The following is a 22,205-nucleotide window of genomic DNA, read 5'->3' as shown; positions in this document are numbered from 1 at the left end:
GCTCTCCCTCCTCCTGCCGCGCCGCCGGGAGGTCCGGCGGTGCGACGGAAGGAAGAGTGCGGTGACGCCTTGTACGCGGGCGTCACACCACGGAGCCAACCGCGGAGTGATACCGGGGTAGGGGGTGGAGGAGGTCAGAACGAGACGCGGCGCGGACGGAACCGATCGGTACCGAACGGCTCCGTCCGCGCCACGCGGCCCCTGCGGTTACTGGTCGCCGGGTGCGACGAGCCCCGACTCGTACGCGAAGATCACGGCCTGCGCCCTGTCCCGCAGGTCGAGCTTGGAGAAGATCCGGCTGACATGGGTCTTCACCGTCTGCTCGGCCAGGAAGAGCGACTCGGCGATCTCCCCGTTGGACTGTCCGCGCGACAGCAGCTCCAGCACCTCGGTCTCCCGCTCGGTGAGCCCGTTCAGACGCAGCGCGGGCGCCTCACGCGACCTGCGGGAAGCGGCGCCGCCCCGCTGCCGGGCGAACTCGGAGATGAGCCGCCGCGTCACCGAGGGCGCCAGCAGCGCCTCGCCCTCGGCCACCACCCGTACCGCCGCGATCAGGTCGGCGGGCGGCGCGTCCTTCAGCAGGAAGCCGCTGGCGCCCGCCCGGAGCGCCTCGTACACGTAGTCGTCCACGTCGAAGGTGGTGAGCATGAGCACCTTCGGCACATGGGTGACACCCGCGGGAGGGTCGAGCAGTCTCCGGGCCGCCTCCAGGCCGTCCATCTCGGGCATACGGACGTCCATGAGGACCACGTCCGGGTGGGTACGGCGGCACAGTTCGACGCCCTGGGCGCCGTCCGGTGCCTCGCCCACCACGTCGATGTCGCTCTGCGCGGCGAGCAGCGCGGCGAAACCGGCGCGCACCATGGCCTGGTCGTCGACGATGACCACCTTGGTCACGTCGTGGGGCGAGGAAGAGGCAGCGGTACCGCTCATGCCGTCGTCGGGTCCTTTCCGTCACGGTCGGAGTCGTGGGATGCGTCCTCGTCCTGCGGTACGTCCGCGGGGGCGAGGGGAAGCCGGGCGGCGACGCGGAACCCGCCGTCCGGCAGCGGCCCGGTGTCCAGGTCGCCGCCGACGAGCCGTACGCGCTCCCGCATGCCGACCAGGCCGTGCCCGGTCCCCGTGGTCTCCAGGGGCTGCCCGTCCGGCACGGGGGAGGGCCCGTTGACGACCAGTACGGTCAGTCCGTCCGGCCCGCCCGTCACCGAGACCCGCGTGGCCGCGCCGGGAGCGTGCCGTACGACGTTCGCGAGGGCCTCCTGCACGATGCGGTACGCGGACAGGGTGACGGCCTGGGGCAGCGCTGTGCCGTCGAGGTCCGTCCCGTCGCGGTCCGCGCCGTCGCCGTCCCTCCCGTGGCCGCCCAGTCCCTCGACGGTCAGCTCGGCGGGTACGCCCGCCCGTACGGTCGCCTCGACGAGCTGCTCCAGCCGGTCGAGGCCGGGCTGCGGGGCACGTTCGCCCTGGGCCTCCTCGCTGCGCAGCACGCCCAGCAGGCGGCGCATCTCGGCGAGGGACTCGCGCGCCGTGGCCGCGATGGTGCCGAACTCCTCCTGGGCCTCCTGGGGGATGCCCGCGATCCGGTAGGGCGCGCTGTCGGCCTGCACGGTGATGACGGACATGTGGTGCGCGACCACGTCGTGCAGCTCCCTGGCGATACGGGCGCGTTCTTCGAGGAGCGTCCTCTGGGCGCGTTCGGCCTCGCTGATCGTCTCCTGCTCGGCCAGTCGGCGCTGTGCCTCCGACCGTTCGCGCAGGGCCGCGCCGAGCAGCAGGATGGCGCCGCTCAGCACGATCAGCAGGACGTTGCTGCCGTCGCTGTGCCCCGTCGAGACGAACCCGAGAACGAGGGAGGCGACGACGGTGACCAGCCAGACGGCCGCCAGGGTGCGACGGCTCTCGCGCAGCGCCAGCGCCAGGCACAGCACCAGATAGCCGACGATCACCATGGGCGTCCACGGCCAGGAGCGCTCCGCCAGACCCGGGGCGCCCAGCAGCGCGAGGGCGCCGGCCACATCGGCGACGAAGACGATCCACCAGGCGAGGAGCGGCCTGGTGACCGCGAGCAGCAGAGGGGCGGCCTGCGCGACACCCAGGGCGCCCGCGATACCGCCCGCCAGGCGGTAGTCGTGCATGAGCACCTGGGTGGTGACCGGCAGGAGCACGGCGGTGAAGCCGAACGCGAGCACGTACGGAAGCAGCCGCACCTTGCGGGAGGAGGCCCCCGAGAGCGGCGGCCGGTACGGCTGTGCGGGAGTGGCCAGCGCGTTCCCCAGGGCACGCAGTTCGTGCCGTGCGGTCCGCAGCGTCCCGGACGTACCGGATGTGCCGGACGTGCCGGTCGGGGGAGACGGCGAGGGTGAGGGAGATCCGGAGGAAGACATCGCGTGCCCAGCGTACGGAGGGGCGGGCTCACAGCTCCGCCAGCAGCTCCGCCTTCTTCGCCGTGAACTCGTCGTCCGTCAGCAGCCCCGCGTCGTGCAGCTCCCCCAAGTGCCGGATGCGCTCGGCGACATCGGCGGGGTCCGAGCGCCTCTTGGAGGCGGAAGGGGGCGGCGACACGGGCGTCTCGGGCTTGAGGACCGGCTCTGCGGCGCGCACCGCCTCCAGGACGGCGGCGGCGAACGGCAGCGACTCGTAGACCGGTCCGTAGCCGAGCCCGAAGACCACGGAGGCGGGGTCCTGGTCGGCCTCGGTCATGGGCTCCGTCCCGCGTGGGCGCAGCCGCAGATGGCCGTTGAAGACCTCGGGGGAGCGCCATTCGACGTCCTCCAGCTCGCCCACGGGGAAGAACTGGTCGCCCGCTTTCCATTTCGCGGAGGACGCGCCGGTCCAGAACCAGCGGAAGGTGACGACCTTGCCGTCGAACGACGCCTTGCCGTCGTACGCCTTGAAGCTCTGCGGGGCGGAGGGCGCGGCCACCATGTAGCTCTCGACGGGCTTGTCGGCGTCCGCGGGGAGCGCGGAACTCAGCTCCGTCGCGTAATAGTCCGCCAGGGTCTCGCGGTCGGCGGGTATGACGAGGCGGTACGGATCGTTGCCCTCCTTGAGCTGCCCGGCGGCAGCCTCCAGCAGAGGGTCGGCCCCCTCGCGCGGAGTGACGCGCAGCGCCACGGCGCCGCGTCGTCCACCCGGTGCCAGTTCGACAGAGCTCAGCGCCTCGTACGGGACGCGCCGCTCCCCGAGCACGTGGAAGAGCTTCGGTGTGCGGATCCCCCGTTCGAAGCGGATGAGCACGGAGTCCGTGTCGAACTCCCAGGTGGAGTGAATTCCAGCCAGTACGTCACCCATGTGGGCCATCGTATGCGGCGGTCGCCTTCACGTCCCCCTCCGAAGCGCTACGCGCGTTAATCCGTGACGGCCGCGCAGTCGGGGTCGGATGCGTCGCAGTCGACGTTTCCGTACGAGCCGGTACCAACGGCCGCGAAGTTCGCGAGACTGCGAGTACGTGGCACAAAGTATCCGGTGTGCCCCACGGCGGCGCCCGCCGACAGGTGGCGCGAGCCGAAGCTGTCGGAGACCGGGTCGGCCCCGTGGCCGAGCCCGCCGAAGTTCATGTGCGGCACGTCCGCGATCCAGTCGTCCCGGTCGCGCATCGCCCAGATGTGCGCGGCGGTGCCGAGCTCCTCGGCGCCGTCCACGCGCATCCCGGGGCTGCCCGCGACGGCGATGTCGGTGACCCGCCGCGGCAGGTCGTCGGCGGCGACCCCGCAGACGACCGAGCCGTAGCTGTGGCAGAAGAGCGCGACCTCCACCCGGGAGTCGCGCGCGGTGGAAGGCAGGCTCCGCACCAGGCTGTTGAGGCGCTTCGCGCCGTCCTCGGCGGGACCTCCCGAAGCCGCGTCCACCCCGAGCCCGACGGGCGCCTCGTAGTCGGCCCAGGCGATCGTGGCCGTACGTACCTGCGGTGCGGTGCGGCGCTGCTCCTTCTGGAGGGACGAGGCCATGCCGACGGGCGCCGAGTACGGACGCCAGCTCCGCTGGAAGGTGAGCAGGTCCGTGTCGACGCCGGGGACGACGACGGAGACCCGCTGGGCGCGGTCGAGGTCCCCGAAGACCTCGGCGGCGCGGCCACGGCCGGTGGGGTCGAACGCGAGGATCTGACGGTCGGGACGGAGCATCGCCTCGAAGCGGTGCATCCGGCGTCCGGCCTCCTGGCGGCCCTCGTCCGTCAGCCTGTCGTCGACCATCCTCTTGCGCTCGACGTCCCGCGCGTCGACCAGGGCCGCACGGTTGGCCTCGTAGCGGACCTTCAGCGGGGCGCCGCCCAGGTTTCCGACGACCAGGGGATAGCGCCTTGCGAGACGGTGCTGCTGCTCGGGGCTGAGCGAGCTGAAGAAGCGGGCGATCCCGGAGGCCCGGGAGTCGGGGTCGGGCAGGTGCCGTCCGGCGAACGAGCCCTTCTCCCAGGCGAGCAGTGCGGCGGCACGCGGCCCCTCCGCCTGCTCGTGCTTGCGGATGGCCGTCCATCCGGTGGTCACCAGCAGTACGAACACCACCGCCAGCGCGAGCAGTGCGCGCCAAGCGGTGTTGCCGGGGACTCCCGTCCAGGGGGAGTCGGAACCGGACAGCGGGTTGCCGAGAGCGGAGAAGTAAGTCACTGGGGCGCCACCCTAGGAGATGCCGACGGGCATCCACGCGCTCACGAGGGCCGCGTGAGTCATCTCACGTTTCGGACTGGATACTCGTGGCAATCCGGGCGCGGGTGTGTTCCCTCGTCACGCTCCGCCATCGCCCCAGTTGGCGCTCAGTGCGGGCGTCAGATGGTCGATATAGGAACGCGTGACCTTCAGGGCCTCCTCCAGGGACGCGTTGCCCCGCATCGCCCAGTGCCGCCCCGCCACCCCCATGACGGCACAGAAGGCGGCGACCAGGACTCGCGGCCTGGGGTCGCTCTCGGGGTCCAGCCCGGCGCGGCGCGCGATCTCGCCGGCGAGCTGCTCCTCCAGGACCAGCGACTGCCGCAGATGGGCGGCGAGCAGGGCGGGCGTCACCTCGATGACCTGCCACATCCGCATGTGGAGGTCGAGCGGGACGATCTCCTCGACCGCCGCGCCCAAGTCGCTCCAGGACGCGTCGAGCGTGGCGCGCAGCGTGTCCATCGGAGCCTCGTCCAGGGGGCGCCCGTGGAGCGCCTCGAAGAACCGCTCCGCGAACATCTTCTGGAGGGCGAGGGCCACGTCCTCCTTGTTGGCGAAGTACCGGAAGAACGTGCGCTGGGAGACCTCGACGGACTCGGTGATCTGATCGACGGTCGTGGCTTCATAGCCCTGCGTGACGAAGAGTTCGTGGGCAGCCAGGATGAGCGCGTCCCTGGTGCGCTGCTTCTTCCGTTCGCGCAGGCCTGTCAACGTCCGAACCTCTCAAGATCTCGCCGGTGGGGGTAGGGGCAAGGGGCGGTGTTGGGCTGACATTTACCGGCGAATAATTCGGTTTGTCAATTGTCAGCGGCTGTCACTATTCTCGCGCCATGAGTTCCCAGACCAGCACCGTCGCGCACGAGGCGCCGGAACCGTCAGGTCCACGGGATGCCGGACCGGACACCCGTAAGGGGGTTCGCGGGCATCCTTGGCTGACGCTCGTCACCGTCGCGTTCGGCGTCGCGATGGTGGCGCTCGACGGCACGATCGTCGCCATCGCCAACCCCGCCATCCAGAAGGACCTCGGCGCGTCGCTCGCCGACGTCCAGTGGATCACCAACGGCTATCTGCTCGCCCTCGCGGTCTCCCTGATCACGGCGGGCAAGCTCGGTGACCGCTTCGGCCACCGCCAGACCTTCCTCGTCGGTGTCGTCGGCTTCGCGGCCGCGTCCGCGGCGATCGGCTTCGCCGGGTCCGTCTCCCTCGTCATCACCTTCCGGGTGCTCCAGGGCATATGCGGTGCGCTGCTGATGCCCGCGGCCCTCGGCCTGCTGAGGGCGTCCTTCCCCGCGGAGAAGCTGAACTCCGCCATCGGCATCTGGGGTGCGGTCATCGGTGCCTCGACGGCGGCCGGGCCGATCATCGGCGGCCTGCTGGTCGAGCACGTGAACTGGGAATCGGTCTTCTTCATCAACGTCCCGGTCGGCGCGCTCGCGCTGGCCATGGGCCTGGTGATCCTGCTCGCCAACCGGGTGGAGAACGCCCCGCGCTCCTTCGACATCGGCGGCATCGTGCTGCTGTCCGTCGCGATGTTCTGCCTCGTCTGGGCCATCATCAAGGCCCCCGACTGGCACTGGGGCGACCCCAAGACGCTCGGCTTCCTCGGCATCGCCCTGCTCTCGTTCGCCGGGTTCGCGGTCTGGGAGACCAAGGCCAAGGAGCCGCTGCTCCCGCTGAGCATGTTCCGCTCCGTGCCGCTGAGCGCCGGCACCGTGCTGATGGTGCTGATGGCCTTCGGCTTCATGGGCGGCCTCTTCTTCGTGACGTTCTACCTCCAGAACGTCAATGGGCTCAGCCCCGTCGACAGCGGCCTCCGGCTGCTGCCGCTCACCGCGATGATGATCGTGGCCTCGCCGCTGGCGGGTGCCGTGATCACCAAGATCGGACCGCGCGTGCCGCTCGTCGGCGCGATGGTCCTGACCGCCGTCGCGATGTTCGGGCTCTCCTCGCTGAGTACCGAGAGCGGCGCCGGGATCACCTCCCTGTGGTTCGCCCTGCTGGGCCTCGGCCTGGCGCCCGTGATGGTCGGCGCCACCGAGGTCATCGTCGGCAACGCCCCGATCCAGCACGCGGGTGTCGCGGGCGGCCTCCAGCAGGCCGCCATGCAGGTCGGCGGCAGCCTCGGTACGGCCGTGCTCGGCGCCGTCATGGCGTCCAAGGTCAACAGCGTCTTCTCCGACAAGTGGCAGGAGGCCAAGCTCCCGCCGCTCGCGCCGAAGCAGGAGGCGGGGCTCAAGAGCGCGGCGGAGGTCGGCATGGCGCCGCCCGCGCCGAAGGGCACCCCGTCCCAGATGATCGAGGCGACGCGGAACGTCGTGCACGACTCGTTCATGTCCGGCATGGGGCTCGCCTTCACCTGCGCGGGCATCGTCGCGGTCCTGGCGGCGGGCGTCGCGTTCTTCACCAGCCGCGGCAGTAACGACGCGGGGCCCTCGGTGCACATCTGAGGCGAGAGGGGCGGCGGGGGCGTCAGGGGCAGTGGGGGAGTCCGGAGTCTTCCGTGCCTTCGGAAGACTCCCGAGCTGTCTGAAGCCTCCCGAGCCTTCGGAAAACGTGCCCGGTTGACCGGGACAGAAGCGGAAGCGCGAACTCCTGTGGAGAACGCGCCAGTTGTGGACAACTCCGCCACCTGTCCCGGTGAACCGGGCCGTTTGCTCTTGGCGCGGCACATCGGCGCTGGACATGCTGATCACACGCCGGGCGAGATCGCGTCCGGCCCGAATCGGGGGAGTGATCCGCTGTGAGCAGCATGCCCAAGTACGTGTCCGCGCAGGGCTCCACCGGCGTGACCACGCCGGAATCCGCGGGCCTCACGGGCGCCACGCGCCGGCCCGCCGTCCTCGCACCGGTGGCGGCCGGTGTCCTCGCCGTCGCCGCGCTGGCGGCCGCGGTCCAGCCCGCGGGCGCCGCCGCGCCCGCCGCCGCACCCGCGTCCGCGCAGCCGAAGCTGGGGAAGTGCGCGGCGGGAGAGCTGTGCCTGTGGGACCGCACGGGGTTCCGCGGCGAGCGCAGGACCTATGAGCTGAGCGGGATCGACATCGAGAGCTGCGTGCCCCTCCCCAAGGGGGTCTCGGCGGCCTCGCTGGCCAACAGGACGGGGCGGCCCGTCACCGTGTACCAGAGCCGTGAGTGCGCGGAGACGGGCGAGTTCGTCACCCACCCCACCGGCTCCTGGGCGCCCGAGACGGCGTACCGGGGCCGGGCGTTCAAGGTGTGGGAGAACTGAGATGGGACCCGTCCACGAGCGTGGCCGCGACCCGGCCCGCGACCCGGCCCGCGCCCCGGCCTGCGGACCGGCCCACGAGCGGGCCCGCGCCCCGGCCTGCGGATCGGCCCACGAGCGGGCCCGCGACCCGGCCCGCGCCCCGGCCTGCGGATCGGCCCACGAGCGGGCCCGCGACCCGGCCCGCGACTCGGTCTGCGAACCGGCCCGTGGCCGCCGCGTGCGGCGGCCACGGGACCTCGCCCGGAAGGCGCTCCGGTGGCTACGCGTCGCCGCCCGCGGCGCCCGGGTCGGCCGCCGCCACGTCCAGCAACTGGTAGCGGTCGACCGCCTGCTTCAGCGCGGACCTGTCGACCTTGCCCTCCTTGGCCAGCTCGGTCAGGACACCGAGGACGATCGACTGCGCGTCGATGTGGAAGAAGCGGCGCGCGGCGCCCCGGGTGTCGGCGAAGCCGAAGCCGTCGGCGCCCAGCGACTGGTAGGCGCCCGGCACCCAGCGGGCGATCTGGTCCGGCACCGACCGCATCCAGTCGGAGACGGCCACCTTCGGCCCCTCGGCGTCCTGGAGCTTCCGCGTGACGTAGGGGACGCGCTGCTCCTCCTCGGGGTGGAGCAGGTTGTGCCGCTCCACGTCCACGGCCTCGCGGCGCAGCTCGTTCCACGAGGTCGCGGACCAGACGTCGGCCCTGACGTCCCACTCCTCGGCGAGGATCCGCTGGGCCTCCACGGCCCACGGGAGGGCGACGCCGGAGGCGAGGATCTGCGCCCGGTGGGTGCCCCTCTCGCCCTGCTGATAGCGGTAGAGCCCCTTGAGGATGCCGTCGACGTCGACGTTCTCCGGCTCGGCGGGCTGGTGGATGGGCTCGTTGTAGACGGTCAGGTAGTAGAAGACGTCCTCGCCCTGGGGGTGTTCGGGGCTGGAGCCGTACATCCGGCGGAGGCCGTCCTGGACGATGTGCGCGATCTCGAAGCCGAAGGCCGGGTCGTAGGCGACGGCGGCCGGGTTGGTCGAGGCGAGCAACTGCGAGTGGCCGTCGGCGTGCTGGAGCCCCTCGCCTGTGAGCGTCGTGCGGCCCGCGGTGGCGCCGAGCACGAAGCCCCGGGAGAGCTGGTCGGCCATCTGCCAGAACTGGTCGCCGGTGCGCTGGAATCCGAACATCGAGTAGAAGACGTAGATCGGGATCAGCGGCTCGCCGTGCGTGGCATAGGCGGACCCGGCGGCGATCGCCGCGGCGGTGCAGCCCGCCTCGGAGATGCCGTCGTGGAGCATCTGGCCGGTGGGCGACTCCTTGTAGGCGAGGAGGAGTTCGCGGTCCACCGACTCGTAGACCTGGCCCAGCGGGTTGTAGATCTTGGCGGACGGGAAGAAGGAGTCCATCCCGAAGGTGCGGTATTCGTCGGGGGCGATCGGCACGAAGCGCTTGCCGATCTCCTTGTCCCGCATGAGGTCCTTCAGCAGCCGGACGAAGGCCATGGTGGTGGCGATCTGCTGCTGGCCGGAGCCCTTCTTCACCGCCGCGTAGGCCTTGTCGTCGGGGAGGTTCAGCGGCTTCGACCGGTTGACGCGGGTGGGCACATAGCCGCCGCACTCCTTGCGCCGGTCGTGCATGTACTGGATCTCCTCCGAGTCCCGGCCCGGGTGGTAGTACGGCGGAAGGCCGGACTCCAGCTCCTTGTCGGGGATCGGGAGGTGCAGCCGGTCGCGGAAGCCCTTGAGGTCGTCGACCGTCAGCTTCTTCATCTGGTGCGTGGCGTTGCGGCCCTCGAAGTTGGGGCCCAGGGTCCAGCCCTTGATGGTCTGCGCCAGGATGACGGTCGGCTGGCCCTTGTGTTCGGCCGCCGCCTTGTACGCCGCGTAGACCTTGCGGTGGTCGTGGCCGCCGCGTCCCAGGTGGAGGAGCTGGTCGTCGGTCATTCCCTCGACCATCTTGCGCAGCCGCTGGTCGCCGCCGAAGAAGTGCTCGCGGATGTAGGCGCCGCTCTCGGTGGCGTAGGTCTGGAACTGGCCGTCGGGGGTGGTGTTCAGCTTGTTGACGAGCACACCGTCGCGGTCCTGGGCCAGCAGCGGGTCCCAGGAGCGGTCCCAGACGAGCTTGATGACGTTCCAGCCGGCGCCGCGGAAGTACGACTCCAGCTCCTGGATGATCTTCCCGTTGCCGCGCACCGGGCCGTCGAGGCGCTGGAGGTTGCAGTTGATGACGAAGGTGAGGTTGTCCAGGCCCTCGCGGGCCGCCAGGGAGAGCTGGCCGAGGGACTCGGGCTCGTCCATCTCGCCGTCGCCGAGGAAGGCCCAGACGCGGGACTTGGAGGTGTCGGCGATGCCGCGGGCCTCCATGTAGCGGTTCATCCGGGCCTGGTGGATCGCGCCGATCGGGCCGAGGCCCATGGAGACCGTCGGGAATTCCCAGAAGTCCGGCATCGACCGGGGGTGCGGATAGCTGGAGAGGCCGTGCGGGGCCTTGCTCTTCTCCTGGCGGAAGCCGTCGAGCTGGGCCTCGCTCAGGCGGTCGAGGAGGAAGGCGCGGGCGTAGATGCCGGGGGAGGCGTGCCCCTGGAAGAAGACCTGGTCGCCCCCGTCGCCCTCGTCCTTGCCCCGGAAGAAGTGGTTGAAACCCACGTCGTAGAGAGAGGCGGAGGAGGCGAAGGTGGCGATGTGACCGCCCACGCCGATGCCCGGGCGCTGGGCGCGGGAGACCATGACGGCCGCGTTCCACCGCGTCGCGTTGAGGACCTTGCGCTCGATCTCCTCGTTGCCGGGGAAGAAGGGCTCGGCCTTGGTCGCGATGGTGTTGACGTAATCCGTGCTGCGCATCTCCGGGACGGCGACGCGCTTCTCGCGGGCGCGCTCGATCAGCCGGAGCATGAGGTAACGGGCTCGTTCCCTTCCGCGCTCGTCGACAGCAGCGTCGAGCGAGTCGAGCCATTCCTGGGTCTCTTCGGGATCGAAGTCCGGGACCTGGCTGGGAAGGCCGCCAATGATGATCGGATTGCGATCGGATCCGGAAGCCACGCTGTTCCTTCGCTGTTTCGGTCGTGTCGTGCTCTGCGCGCAATGAAGGCAGCGCACGCCGGTGGATTCGTGCTCTGTCGGTCGCGGTCGGTCTCTGTCGGTCGCGGAGCGGTCTCGGCAGGTCTCGCGCCGCCTCCATCGTGTACCGCTGCCGCGATTACGTCATCTCTACCGAGAGGTAACCCAACCCCGCTTGAGGCGGGCCGGAGGACGGCCGGCCGGATCGCGCCGCAAAGATGTCCAAACCGCAACTTTACGCTCATGGCGGAGCGCCGCCCGGAGCCCCGGGTCATTGGACAAACGTCCGTTCGGCTGTCGAGTGCACCCGTACGGCTCCCCCGGTCCAGCCGGGGCAAACCTGGTGGATCCCGGCGGACTCAATGTGGTGCGAATCACTCTCGATCAGGCATTGTGGGATGACACGTCAACGTTTGTGCGGGATCGGCGGCCGGGTACTTGCGTGATCCGCCCCGCCCGTGTGGACTACGGCCAATGCCCCACGTGCGCGCGGGGCGCAAGCCATATTCGAGAAACATGACAGGAGGCAATCCGTGAGCGCGACCGCGGGCCACGCGGAGGAGCGGACCAACCCCGCCGAGAGGCTGGGTTTCCAGCCCGAGCAGGTGGTCCAGGAGATCGGCTACGACGACGATGTCGATCAGGAGCTCCGCGAGTCCATTGAGGAAATCACCGGCCAGGAGCTCGTCGACGAGGATTACGGCGATGTGGCCGACGCCGTGGTGCTGTGGTTCCGAGAGAGCGACGGCGACCTGACGGACGCGCTGGTGGACGCCACCACGATGATCGACGAAGGCGCCCCGGTCTGGCTGCTGACCCCGAAGACGGGCCGTGAGGGGTATGTCGAGCCGAGCGAGATCGGCGAGGCGTCCCAGACCGCCGGGCTCTCCCAGACCAAGAGCTTCAACGCGGCCAAGGACTGGACGGGCAGCAGGCTGGTCACGCCCAAGGGGGCGCCGGGCAAGCGCTGAGCGCGGGCCCTTCCCCGGGTTTCCCGAGAGTTCCCACCGAGCCCCTGCCCGGCCCCCGGCCGGCGGGGGCTCGGTGCATAGGGTGGGAGCGACTCTGTCCCGCCCACCGAAGGGAACACCGCCATGGCGATCGAGGTCGGCACCAAGGCCCCGGACTTCGAGCTCAAGGACCAGCACGGCCAGACCGTCCGCCTCTCGGACTTCAAGGGCGACAAGAACGTCGTGCTGCTCTTCTACCCCTTCGCCTTCACCGGTGTGTGCACCGGCGAGCTGTGCGCGCTCCGGGACGAGCTGCCGAAGTTCGTGAACGACGACGTCCAGTTGCTCGCGGTTTCCAACGACTCGCCGTTCTCGCTGCGCGTATTCGCCGAGCAGGAGGGGCTGGAGTACCCGCTGCTGTCGGACTTCTGGCCGCACGGCGAGGCCTCGCGGGCGTACGGAATCTTCGATGAGGAGAAGGGCTGCGCGGTGCGCGGGACCTTCATCATCGACAAGGAGGGCGCCGTGCGCTGGACCGTCGTCAACGGGCTGCCCGACGCGCGTGACCTCAATGAGTACGTGAAGGCCCTGGGCTCTCTCTGAACGTTTCGTGCAAGACCGCTCTCCCCGCGTAACAGAAAATTGCGGTCACTCCCGACAGAGGGATGTAGGGGAGGGAACCGCTCACTAGGATCGAATCGTTGATCTGACGGCATCCGTAATACGGGGGCACGCAGTGCTCCTTACGAACAATTATTCAGGAGGACTCGTGGGAGTCAGCCTCAGCAAGGGCGGCAATGTCTCGCTGACCAAGGAGGCGCCGAACCTGACCGCCGTGATCGTCGGTCTGGGCTGGGACGCGCGCACCACCACAGGGAGTGACTTCGACCTCGACGCGAGCGCCCTGCTGACGAACGCGCAGGGGAAGGTCGGCAGCGACCAGAACTTCGTGTTCTTCAACAACCTCAAGAGCCCCGACGGCTCCGTGGAGCACACCGGTGACAACCTGACCGGTGAGGGCGAGGGCGACGACGAGGTCATCAAGGTGAACCTCGCGGGGGTGCCTGCCGACGTGGAGAAGATCGTCTTCCCCGTCTCCATCTACGAGGCGGAGAGCCGCCAGCAGAGCTTCGGCCAGGTGCGGAACGCGTACATCCGCGTCGTCAACCAGGCCGACAACAACGAGCTGGCGCGCTACGACCTCAGTGAGGACGCCTCGACCGAGACCGCCATGGTCTTCGGTGAGCTGTACCGGCACGGGGCCGAGTGGAAGTTCCGGGCCATCGGCCAGGGCTACGCCTCGGGCCTGCGCGGCATCGCGCAGGACTTCGGTGTGAACGTCTGAGTCACCGCTGGCTCACGCCGGAGCACGTCCCCGCGCTGTCACGGACCGGCAATCACGGGCGCCGCAGACTTCCGTCACCTGGAGGTGTGCGGCGCTTGGTGGTGCGGGGACACTGGGGGCACCGTGCCCGCACGGATCGGGGACATGAACAGGGGAGAGGACCAGGAACATGAGCGTGACGCTCGCCAAGGGGGGCAACGTCTCCCTCTCGAAGGCCGCACCTAACCTGACCCAGGTCCAGATCGGGCTGGGCTGGAAGGCCCGTTCCACCACGGGCGCCGACTTCGACCTGGACGCGAGCGTGCTGCTCTGCGGTGCCAACGGCCGGGTGCTCGGCGACGAGTACTTCATCTTCTACAACAACCTCAAGAGCCCGGAGGGCTCGGTCGAGCACACCGGTGACGAGCTGGTCGGCGGCAGCGGGGGCGACGACGAGACGGTCCTGGTGGACCTCACGCTGGTTCCCACGCAGGTGGAGAAGGTGGTCTTCCCCGTCTCCATCTACGACTCCGACGCGCGGCACCAGACCTTCGGTCAGGTGACCGATGCGTACATCCGTGTGATCAATCAGGCGGACGGCGTCGAACTGGCGCGTTACGACCTGACCGAGGACGCTTCGTCGGAGACTGCGATGATCTTCGGAGAGCTGTATCGCTACGGCGGAGAGTGGAAGTTCCGTGCAGTCGGCCAGGGGTACGCGTCGGGGCTGAGGGGTATCGCCCTAGACTTCGGCGTCAATGTCGCATAAGCCAGCGTCACGACATCGACATCAACGTCATGCGTAGACCGGATACCTGATTGGGAAGCCAGTGGTCCTGAAAACCTTCGGCTGGTCCTTCGGCGTCACCGCCGTCGGGCTCGCCGCCGCCGCGTTCTTCTGGGGGTGGGAAGCGTTCGTACTCGTGCTGATGCTGTCCATCCTGGAGATCTCGCTGTCCTTCGACAACGCGGTCGTCAACGCCGGCGTACTGAAGAAGATGAACGCCTTCTGGCAGAAGATCTTCCTCACCATCGGCATTCTCATCGCGGTATTCGGCATGAGGCTGGTCTTCCCGGTCGTCATTGTCGCCATCACCGCCAAGGTGGGACCGATCGAAGCCGTCGAAGTGGCGCTGGACAATCCGGACAGGTACGAGCAGCTCGTCACCGACGCGCACCCGTCCATCGCCGCCTTCGGCGGGATGTTCCTGCTGATGATCTTCCTCGACTTCATCTTCGACGAGCGTGAGCACAAGTGGATCGGCTGGCTGGAGCGCCCGCTCTCCCGGCTCGGCAAGGTGAACGGCCTCTCGGTCTGCCTCGCGCTCATCGTGCTCCTCGTCGTGGCCGTGACCATCGCCACGGGCGCCCACCAGCACGGCGGAATGCACGCCGACAAGTCCGGCACGGTGATGCTCTCCGGCATCGCGGGACTCATCACCTATCTGATCGTCGGCGGCCTCTCCGGGCACTTCGAGGACAAGCTCGAAGAGGAAGAGGAACGCGAGCACGAGGCGGAGGAGGCGGCCAAACGGGCCGGCAAGGATCCGAGCATGGTCGGGCTCGCCGGCAAGGCGGCCTTCTTCATGTTCCTGTACCTCGAAGTGCTCGACGCGTCCTTCTCGTTCGACGGCGTCATCGGCGCCTTCGCCATCACGAACCACATCTTCTGGATGGCGCTCGGCCTCGGCATCGGCGCGATGTATGTCCGTTCGCTCACGGTCTACCTGGTCCGTCAGGGCACCCTCGACGACTACGTGTACCTGGAGCACGGCGCGCACTACGCGATCGGCGCGCTCGCGGCGATCCTCCTCATCACGATCAAGTACGAGATCCACGAGGTCATCACGGGCTCGATCGGCGTGCTCCTGATCGCCACGTCCTTCTGGTCGTCCGTGCGGCGCAACCGTCGCCTGGAGGCTGAAGGGGGCGGTGATGACTCCGGGGGAGGCGAGGGCGAATCCAAGGAATCAGAGGTGACGTCCGGAGTGTGACCGTCTCCTGAATGAGGAACGCTCCCAGCGGGGCGGCATCCGTACCCGGCGCGGGCCCAGGCCCGTTCCGGAGCGGGCGCCGCCCCGCGGCGGGTATCCGGAGCACTTGAGTGGGGGTGCGTGATGGTCTCCCTGTGGGAGAACTGGCGGAGTGGCGTGGGGATGGGGCGGCGGGGGCCCAAATTCGACACCGTCGGCGGTCCGTCGACGTATGCGGTCGAGCTGACGAAACGCCATTCCGAGCTGTCCCTGACCAAACAGAGCGCCGACTCCGGCAGCATGCGCGTGAACCTCTCCTGGCGCATGCGGAGTTCGGACATCGACGGGAAGCGGAGGCGGACCGGCTCGCTCCGTCATCCGCTCCAGATGTTCAAGCCGGACGTGGTGCAGGCGCACACCCAGGGCGTCGTCAACGTCGACCTGGACCTCGCGTGCCTGTACGAGCTGGTGGACGGCAGCAAGGGCGTCGTACAGCCACTGGGCGGCTTCATGGGCGACATGAACGCGCCGCCGTACGTGAAGCTCAGCGGCGACGACAGGTTCGGCTCGCCGTCGGGCGAGACGATCTATGTGAACCTCGACCACAAGGACGAGATCAAGCGGCTGCTCTTCTTCGTCTACATCTACGACGGCACGCCCGCGTTCGACCGTACGCACGCGGTCCTCTCGCTCTTCCCGAGCAACGGGCCGCGCGTCGAGGTCGCCCTGGACGAGCGGGCGCCGCAGGCCCGCTCGTGCGCGGTGCTGCTGATGGAGAACAACAAGGGCGAGCTGAGCGTGCGCCGCGAGGTGCGGTACGTCTACGGCTTTCAGGCCGAGCTGGACCGGCTCTACGGCTGGGGCCTGCAGTGGGGCCGGGGCTACAAGGCGGGCAAGGTCTGAGGAGACCGTGCCCGCCCGTACGCGTTCCGTCCGTGCGCGGCGGTTCGTACGCCCCTGGGCTCAGCGGTTGAGGAACTGCGGGCCCTGGGGCGGCAGCGTGAACGACGGGTCCGGCTGCGGGTAGCCGTAGGCGGGCTGCGGATAGCCGTAGGCCGGCTGCGTCGTCGGCGGCTGCTGGGGCTGGGGCGGCTGCGGATAGCCGTACCCCGGCGCGGCCGGGTGCGCCGGGCCCTGTCCCGCCGGGTCCGGCTGGGGCTGCGGTTCCGGCGGCGAGGGCGGCAGCGGGCCCGGGTCGGGCATCGGCTCCGGGCCGGGACCGGGGCCGGGACCCGGGCCGGGCCCTGGACCGGGGCCCGGAGCGGGTCCGGGGCCCGGATGCGGCTCGGGGCCCGGGTCCGGGACCGGCGTGGGCTCCGGGAAGTCCGGCTCCGAGGGCGGCTGCGGCACCGAAGCCGCGGGCACCGGGGCCGCCGGCGCAGAGCCCACGGGCACGGGCGTCGCCGGGGGAGCGGAGGGCCGGGGCGGGGCGGACGTCGGGGCGGAAGGAACCGACGGGACCGGCGGAGCCGAGGGGGCGCGCAGCGCGTAGTCGTCGGCGTCGAGCGTGTCCGGGCCCGGCACGTGGGCCATCGTCGCGTCCGGGTCGGGGCCCGGGTCCGAGGCGGGCGGCGGGGTCTCCTGGCTGGGCTCGCCCTCGTCGACCGAGATGCCGTACTCGGTGGCGAGGCCGATCAGCCCCGTGTCGTACCCCTGGCCCAGCGCGCGGAACTTCCAGCCGTCGCCCCGCCGGTACAGCTCGCCGCAGACCATCGCGGTCTCCGCCCCGGTCTCGGGCTCGATGTCGAAGCGCGCCACCGGCGCCCCCGAGCCGTTCGTCCCGTCGTGCAGCAGCAGCCGCAGCTCCCGGACGTCCGCGAAGGTGCCGCCGTCGGCCGAGGCGGCCAGCAGCACCCGGTCCACCGAGGCGTCGAGCGCCGTGAGGTCGGCCTCGACAGTGTCCCGCAGGCCCTCGGGCTCGCGGGTCTTGGCGAGGTGCCGGACCAGGCCCGAGGGGTGCCGCGGCTGGTTGTAGAAGATGAAGTCGTCGTCCGACCGCACCTGACCGTCCTCGCCGAGCAGCAGGGCCGAGGCGTCGACATCCGGCACGCCCGCACCCGGCGTCCAGCAGAGCACGGCACGCACCGCCGTGGCCTCTAGCCGGATGTTCGATCCCTTCGTCATCGCGTGCGTCATGGATTCATCCTGCCCTCCGCGCGCGGGGCGCGACAACGCGGGGAGGCGTGCGCGTGGATCCCGAGGGGGCGCTCTTACAAGGCGTACGAGCCGGGTTCTCGGGGTTTGGGGAACTCTTGACCCGCCTTCGTACGTACGATGAACGGCCTACGCCGTTCGGATTCGGCCACGCGAGGGCCCTCGGGGCCGTTTTCCGACGGGATTCCGACGGTCGGGCACCCGGCGGTCGGCTTCCCGGCGGCCGGATGTCCGGCGGCGGGACGACGAGACGGACGGGCCATAGGCCGAGACGGGGAGAATCATGCGGCATTTCGGGCACCTCGCGCCTGAGCGCCGGAGCGCGCTGTTCCACCGGGAGCCCGCCGAGTTCACGGCGGACGCGCCCGCACGGACGCTCTCGGTCGCCCTCGGCGCCACGCTCTACAGCCCCGCGACCCGCCCCGGGATCGCGGCCGACGTGGTGAAGCAGGCCGCCCGCGGCGTGGTCTCGATGGTGCTGTGCCTGGAGGACTCGATAGCCGACGCCGACGTGGACAGGGCGGAGGCGAACCTCGTCAGACAGTTCCAGGAGCTGGCGCGCGGCGAGCACGGCCCGCCCGGGGAGCTGCCGCTGCTCTTCGTCCGGGTGCGCGAGCCCGCCCAGATCGCGGGCCTGGTGGCCAGGATGGGCGGCGCGGCGCGGCTGCTCTCCGGCTTCGTGCTGCCCAAGTTCACCGAGGAGCGCGGCGTCGCCTTTCTCGACACGCTCGCGGAGACCGAGGCGGCGCACGGGCTGCGGCTCTTCGGGATGCCCGTCCTGGAGTCGCCCGAGCTGCTGCACCTGGAGTCGCGGACCGAGACCCTCGCGGGGATCGCCAGGACCGTCGAGAAGTACCGGGACCGGGTCCTCGCGCTGCGCCTGGGCGTGACCGACTTCTGCTCCGCGTACGGCCTGCGGCGTACGCCCGAGATGACGGCCTACGACGTGCAGCTCGTCGCCTCCGTCATCGGGGACGTCGTGAACGTGCTGGGGAGGGCCGACGGCACCGGATTCACCGTGACCGGGCCCGTGTGGGAGTATTTCCGGCCGCAGGAGCGGATGTTCAAGCCGCAGCTCCGGCAGAGTCCGTTCCTGAGCGGCCGCGCGGAGGACATCCGTACGGCACTGATCGAGCACGCCATGGACGGGCTGCTGCGCGAGATCGAGCTCGACCGGGCCAACGGGCTGCTGGGCAAGACCTGCATCCACCCCTCGCACGTCACGCCGGTGCACGCGCTGTCGGTCGTGAGCCACGAGGAGTTCTGCGACGCGTCCGACGTGCTGCGCCCGGAGCGCGACGGCGGCGGAGTGATGCGCTCCGCTTACACGAACAAGATGAACGAGGTGAAGCCCCACCGCGCCTGGGCCGAGCGCACGCTGCTGCGCGGCGAGGTCTTCGGCGTGGCGCGCGAGGGCGTGAGCTTCGTGGAACTGCTGGCGGCGGGAGTCAAGTGAGCGATACGGCTGGTACGTACGAGGATCGCGAACGGGCCCGTGACCGGGTCTGGTCCGGCGCCTGGGTCACCGAGAGGCTCGGCGTCCGGCTGAGCGGCGAGGGGACGGAGCGTCTCCTCGGGCTGGCCCTGCGCCGCAACCCCAAGCGCGCCCACCTGCTCGTCTCCACGCTGCTCGGCAAGCACGTGCCGCAGCGGCCCATGGTCGTCCTGGGCGCCGGGGCGCGGCTCGGGCGGCGCGTGCGCGACCTGCTCGGGGACGCGGAGGCCGACCGCGCGGTCGTCCTCGGGTACGCGGAGACGGCGACCGCCCTCGGCCACAGCGTCGCGGACGGCCTGGGCCGCGGGCCCGGCGGCGCCGCGCCGTACCTCCACTCGACGCGGCGGCCCGTGCCCGGGGTCGCCCCGGTCGGCGGCTTCGAGGAGGAGCACAGCCACGCGACGTCCCACCTGCTGCTGCCGGAGGACCCGGGGCTGCTCGCGGGGGACGGCCCGCTGGTGCTGGTGGACGACGAGTTCTCGACGGGCCGGACCGTGCGGAACACGATCGCCGCGCTGCACGCCCTCCACCCGCGCGAGCGGTACGTCGTGGTCGCGCTGGTGGACATGCGGTCGGCCGCCGACACGGCCGCGATGGAGAAGTTCGCGGCCGGGCTCGGCGCGCGGCTGGACGTGGTGGCGCTCGCGGCGGGCGGCGTGGAGCTGCCCGACGATGTGCTGGAGCGCGGCCGGGAGCTGGTCGAGCGGTACGGCGCGGAGGCCCCCGCGCGCGGAGGGGACGGTTCCGGCGGTTCGTCGGCCCTGCGCGTGGACCTCGACTGGCCGGACGGGCTGCCTGACGGCGGCCGGCACGGCTTCGGCCCCGAGCACCGCGCCGCGCTCGACGCGGCCCTGCCGGACATGGCGGACCGCCTGCTGGCGGCCCTGGAGGGGACCCGCCGTGTCCTCGTGCTCGGGACCGAGGAGCTGATGTACGCGCCGCTGCGCCTCGCGCACGAGCTGGAGCAGCGGCTCGGGAAGGGCGCCGAGGTGCGGTTCTCCACCACGACGCGCTCGCCCGTGCTCCCCGTGGACGACCCCGGATACGCGATACGGACGGCCCTGCGCTTCCCCGCGCACGACGCCCCGGGGCGCACGGGGGACGGCACGGGCACGGGGGGCGGCACGGGCGAGGAGCGGTACGCGTACAACGTCGCGGGCGCGGGCTTCGACACGGTGATCGCCGTCGTGGACAGCGAGGGCGACCGGCCGGAGCTGCACGCGCCGGGCGGCCTGCTGGACGCGCTGGCGGGGTGCGCGGAGCGCGTGCTGCTCGCGGTGGTCCCGTCGTACGTTCCGTCGTCGGCCGTGCCGGATCGCCCGGCGGCGGGGACGGCGGCTGGGGCGGATGCGGAGGCGGACGCGGCGGACGGCGGGGAGCTGCCCGACGAGACGCTGCCCCGCCCGCTGTACGGGCCGGACTTCTCCTCGTATCCGGCGGAGGACGTCGCCTGGCTGCTCCAGGATCTCTCCGGCGTCGAACTGGAGGCGCCGACGGAGGAGCGCGAGGAGGCGATCCAGAGCGGCGGCGCGCACTACGCCGAGTCGCTGCCCGTCGAGTACCAGCCCAGCGAGGAGTACCAGCGGCTGTTCCACGGCGCCCTGGACGCCTCGGCCCTGCGCATCGCGCGCGCCGTGGGCACCGTGGCCGAAACCGTGCTGGCCGAGCGCGGCCCGCGCCCCGTCCTGGTCTCCCTCGCACGCGCCGGTACGCCGGTGGGCGTGCTGATGCGCCGCTGGGCGCGCGCGGCGCACGGCCTGGAGCTGCCGCACTACGCGGTCTCCATCGTGCGCGGCAAGGGCATCGACACGACGGCGCTGCGCTACCTCGCCGCGCACCACGACCCCGCCGACGTCGTGTTCGTCGACGGCTGGACCGGCAAGGGCGCCATCACCCGCGAGCTGGCGGAGGCCCTGGAGCCGTTCCCCGGCTTCGACCCGGAGCTGGCCGTGCTCGCGGACCCGGGCTCGTGCGTCCGTACGTTCGGTACGCGCGAGGACTTCCTCATCCCCTCCGCGTGCCTCAACTCCACCGTCTCCGGGCTGATCTCGCGCACCGTCCTGCGCGCGGGGCTCGTCGGGCCCGACGACTTCCACGGCGCGAAGTTCTACCGCGAGCTGTCCGGCGCCGACGTCTCCGGGCTCTTCCTGGAGGCCGTCGAGCGGCACTTCGACGCCGTCCGCGAGGACGTGGGCGGCGCCGTCCGGGCCCTGCGCGCCACCGACCGCACCCCGACCTGGGAGGGCTGGCGCGCCGTCGAACGCATCAGCGAGGAGTACGGCATCGGCGACGTCAACCTCGTCAAGCCCGGCGTCGGCGAGACCACGCGCGTGCTGCTGCGCCGGGTGCCCTGGCGGATCCTCGCACGGCGCGGCCCCGGGGCCGACCTCGACCACGTCAGGCTCCTCGCCGAGCAGCGCGGCGTCCCCGTCGAGGAGGTCGACGGGCTGCCGTACACCTGCGTCGGACTGATCCACCCCCGCTACACGAGAGGCGCCACGGGCGCCGACGGAAAGGCAGCCCGTTGACGTCTCCGCTCCCGTCTCCGCTCCCGTCTCCGCTTCCGCTCCTGGCCAGCGATCTCGACCGCACGCTCATCTACTCGGCCGCGGCCCTCGCGCTCACCATGCCGGACGCCGAGGCGCCCCGGCTGCTGTGCGTCGAGACGTACGAGCACAAGCCGCTCTCCTTCATGACCGAGGAGGCCGCGGGGCTGCTGACCGGGCTCGCGGACCACGCCCTGCTGGTGCCGACGACGACCCGCACCCGCGAGCAGTACGGGCGTATCCGCCTGCCCGGCCCGCCGCCGCGCTACGCGGTGTGCGCGAACGGCGGCCACATCCTGGTCGACGGCGAGGCCGACGCCGACTGGCACGCGCGGGTGCGCCGCACGCTCACCGAGTGCGTCCCGCTCGCCGAGGTCCGCGCGCATCTGCGGAGCACCGCGCACCCCGACTGGCTGCTGAAGGAGCGCACGGCCGAGGACCTCTTCGCGTACCTCGTGGTGGACCGCGCGCTCCTCCCGGACACCTGGCTCAAGGAGCTGGCCGACTGGGCAGGGCAGCGCGGCTGGGGCGTCTCGCTCCAGGGCCGCAAGATCTACGCCGTGCCGCACGCGCTCACCAAGAGCGCTGCCGTCGCCGAGGTCGCGCGCCGTACGGACGCGCCGTACACGTACGCCGCCGGGGACGCCCTCCTCGACGCCGACCTGCTGCTCGCCGCCGACCGGGGCTGGCGCCCCGGGCACGGCGAGCTGGCCGACAGCGGCTGGGACGCGCCGCACGTACGGGCGCTGACCGAGCGGGGCGTACTGGCGGGCGAGCGCATCCTGCGCGAGGCGAGGGGCGCGCTGCGCGCGGGCTCCTAACCGCCGGGACGCGGCCCCTCCTAACCGCCGGGGGCGGCCCCTCCTAACCGC

General features: G+C 71.1%; 18 protein-coding genes. 11 read left to right on the top strand and 7 right to left on the bottom strand.

Features of this window, described 5'->3' with window-relative positions; translation table 11 throughout:
• Positions 1–207: 207 nt before the first annotated feature.
• The 5 genes from ABD343_RS25475 to ABD343_RS25455 all read right to left on the bottom strand — a co-directional run bounded on the left by ABD343_RS25475 (position 208) and on the right by ABD343_RS25455 (position 5,351).
• Positions 208–933 carry a response regulator gene (locus tag ABD343_RS25475; RefSeq protein ID WP_344531656.1) on the bottom strand — a complete coding sequence of 242 codons (726 nt, stop codon included), beginning with the start codon at positions 931–933 and terminating at the stop codon, positions 208–210.
• Positions 930–2,384 (bottom strand): sensor histidine kinase, encoded by a 1,455-nt coding sequence (locus tag ABD343_RS25470; RefSeq protein ID WP_344531655.1) that lies wholly within the window; start codon positions 2,382–2,384, stop codon positions 930–932. The genes ABD343_RS25475 and ABD343_RS25470 overlap by 4 nt, the downstream gene beginning before the upstream one ends.
• 28 nt (positions 2,385–2,412) lie before the next feature.
• On the bottom strand, positions 2,413–3,291 hold the full coding sequence (locus ABD343_RS25465) for a DUF4429 domain-containing protein (protein WP_344531654.1): 879 nt from the start codon (positions 3,289–3,291) through the stop codon (positions 2,413–2,415).
• Positions 3,292–3,347: 56 nt separating this feature from the next.
• Positions 3,348–4,601, bottom strand: a complete 1,254-nt coding sequence (locus ABD343_RS25460) for an alpha/beta hydrolase (protein WP_344531653.1) — start codon at positions 4,599–4,601, stop codon at positions 3,348–3,350.
• 117 nt (positions 4,602–4,718) lie between these two features.
• Positions 4,719–5,351, bottom strand: a complete 633-nt coding sequence (locus tag ABD343_RS25455; protein WP_344531652.1) for a TetR/AcrR family transcriptional regulator — start codon at positions 5,349–5,351, stop codon at positions 4,719–4,721.
• Between the two features lie 119 nt (positions 5,352–5,470).
• Here ABD343_RS25455 and ABD343_RS25450 point away from each other — a divergent pair, with 119 nt between their 5' ends.
• Together ABD343_RS25450 and ABD343_RS25445 are read left to right on the top strand one after the other, a co-directional pair.
• Positions 5,471–7,087 carry an MFS transporter gene (locus ABD343_RS25450; protein WP_344531651.1) on the top strand — a complete coding sequence of 539 codons (1,617 nt, stop codon included), beginning with the start codon at positions 5,471–5,473 and terminating at the stop codon, positions 7,085–7,087.
• A gap of 302 nt (positions 7,088–7,389) precedes the next feature.
• The gene (locus tag ABD343_RS25445) at positions 7,390–7,866 is read left to right on the top strand and encodes a peptidase inhibitor family I36 protein (protein ID WP_344532239.1); all 477 of its coding nucleotides are present in this window, start codon (positions 7,390–7,392) and stop codon (positions 7,864–7,866) included.
• Positions 7,867–8,125: 259 nt separating this feature from the next.
• On the opposite strand, the gene aceE is transcribed toward ABD343_RS25445, so the two are convergent.
• Positions 8,126–10,873, bottom strand: a complete 2,748-nt coding sequence (aceE, locus tag ABD343_RS25440; protein ID WP_344531650.1) for a pyruvate dehydrogenase (acetyl-transferring), homodimeric type — start codon at positions 10,871–10,873, stop codon at positions 8,126–8,128.
• A 551-nt stretch (positions 10,874–11,424) separates the two neighbouring features.
• On the opposite strand from aceE, the gene ABD343_RS25435 reads away from it, so the two are divergent.
• From ABD343_RS25435 to ABD343_RS25410, 6 genes are all read left to right on the top strand, one after another.
• Complete coding sequence (locus ABD343_RS25435) at positions 11,425–11,862, top strand: DUF3052 domain-containing protein (protein ID WP_344531649.1); 438 nt, start codon at positions 11,425–11,427, stop codon at positions 11,860–11,862.
• A gap of 123 nt (positions 11,863–11,985) precedes the next feature.
• A complete protein-coding gene (locus ABD343_RS25430) occupies positions 11,986–12,444 on the top strand; it encodes a peroxiredoxin (RefSeq protein WP_344531648.1) in 459 nt (152 codons plus the stop codon).
• A gap of 166 nt (positions 12,445–12,610) precedes the next feature.
• Positions 12,611–13,186, top strand: a complete 576-nt coding sequence (locus tag ABD343_RS25425; protein WP_344531647.1) for a TerD family protein — start codon at positions 12,611–12,613, stop codon at positions 13,184–13,186.
• Between the two features lie 169 nt (positions 13,187–13,355).
• Positions 13,356–13,934, top strand: coding sequence for a TerD family protein (locus ABD343_RS25420; protein WP_344531646.1), 579 nt, complete (start codon positions 13,356–13,358; stop codon positions 13,932–13,934).
• Between the two features lie 61 nt (positions 13,935–13,995).
• On the top strand, positions 13,996–15,159 hold the full coding sequence (locus tag ABD343_RS25415; RefSeq protein ID WP_344531645.1) for a DUF475 domain-containing protein: 1,164 nt from the start codon (positions 13,996–13,998) through the stop codon (positions 15,157–15,159).
• Between the two features lie 123 nt (positions 15,160–15,282).
• Positions 15,283–16,041, top strand: coding sequence for a TerD family protein (locus ABD343_RS25410; RefSeq protein ID WP_344531644.1), 759 nt, complete (start codon positions 15,283–15,285; stop codon positions 16,039–16,041).
• Positions 16,042–16,101: 60 nt separating this feature from the next.
• Here the strand turns inward: ABD343_RS25410 and ABD343_RS25405 are convergent, their stop codons facing one another.
• Positions 16,102–17,274 (bottom strand): TerD family protein, encoded by a 1,173-nt coding sequence (locus ABD343_RS25405; protein ID WP_344531643.1) that lies wholly within the window; start codon positions 17,272–17,274, stop codon positions 16,102–16,104.
• Positions 17,275–17,575: 301 nt separating this feature from the next.
• Between ABD343_RS25405 and ABD343_RS25400 the strand changes: the two genes are divergently transcribed.
• From ABD343_RS25400 to ABD343_RS25390, 3 genes are read left to right on the top strand one after another with little or no spacing between them, the layout of a single operon-like run.
• Positions 17,576–18,748 carry an HpcH/HpaI aldolase/citrate lyase family protein gene (locus ABD343_RS25400; RefSeq protein ID WP_344531642.1) on the top strand — a complete coding sequence of 391 codons (1,173 nt, stop codon included), beginning with the start codon at positions 17,576–17,578 and terminating at the stop codon, positions 18,746–18,748.
• A complete protein-coding gene (locus ABD343_RS25395) occupies positions 18,745–21,315 on the top strand; it encodes a phosphoribosyltransferase (RefSeq protein ID WP_344531641.1) in 2,571 nt (856 codons plus the stop codon). The genes ABD343_RS25400 and ABD343_RS25395 overlap by 4 nt, the downstream gene beginning before the upstream one ends.
• Positions 21,312–22,154 carry an HAD family hydrolase gene (locus ABD343_RS25390; RefSeq protein WP_344531640.1) on the top strand — a complete coding sequence of 281 codons (843 nt, stop codon included), beginning with the start codon at positions 21,312–21,314 and terminating at the stop codon, positions 22,152–22,154. Before ABD343_RS25395 ends, ABD343_RS25390 begins: the two co-directional genes overlap by 4 nt.
• The last annotated feature ends 51 nt before the right edge of the window (positions 22,155–22,205 follow it).

The sequence above is a fragment of the Streptomyces albiaxialis genome (genome assembly GCF_039530985.1).
GTDB lineage: Bacteria > Actinomycetota > Actinomycetes > Streptomycetales > Streptomycetaceae > Streptomyces > Streptomyces albiaxialis.
The sequence above is the reverse complement of the archived record's forward strand: the minus strand, read 5'-3'. Positions and strand labels throughout refer to the sequence as shown.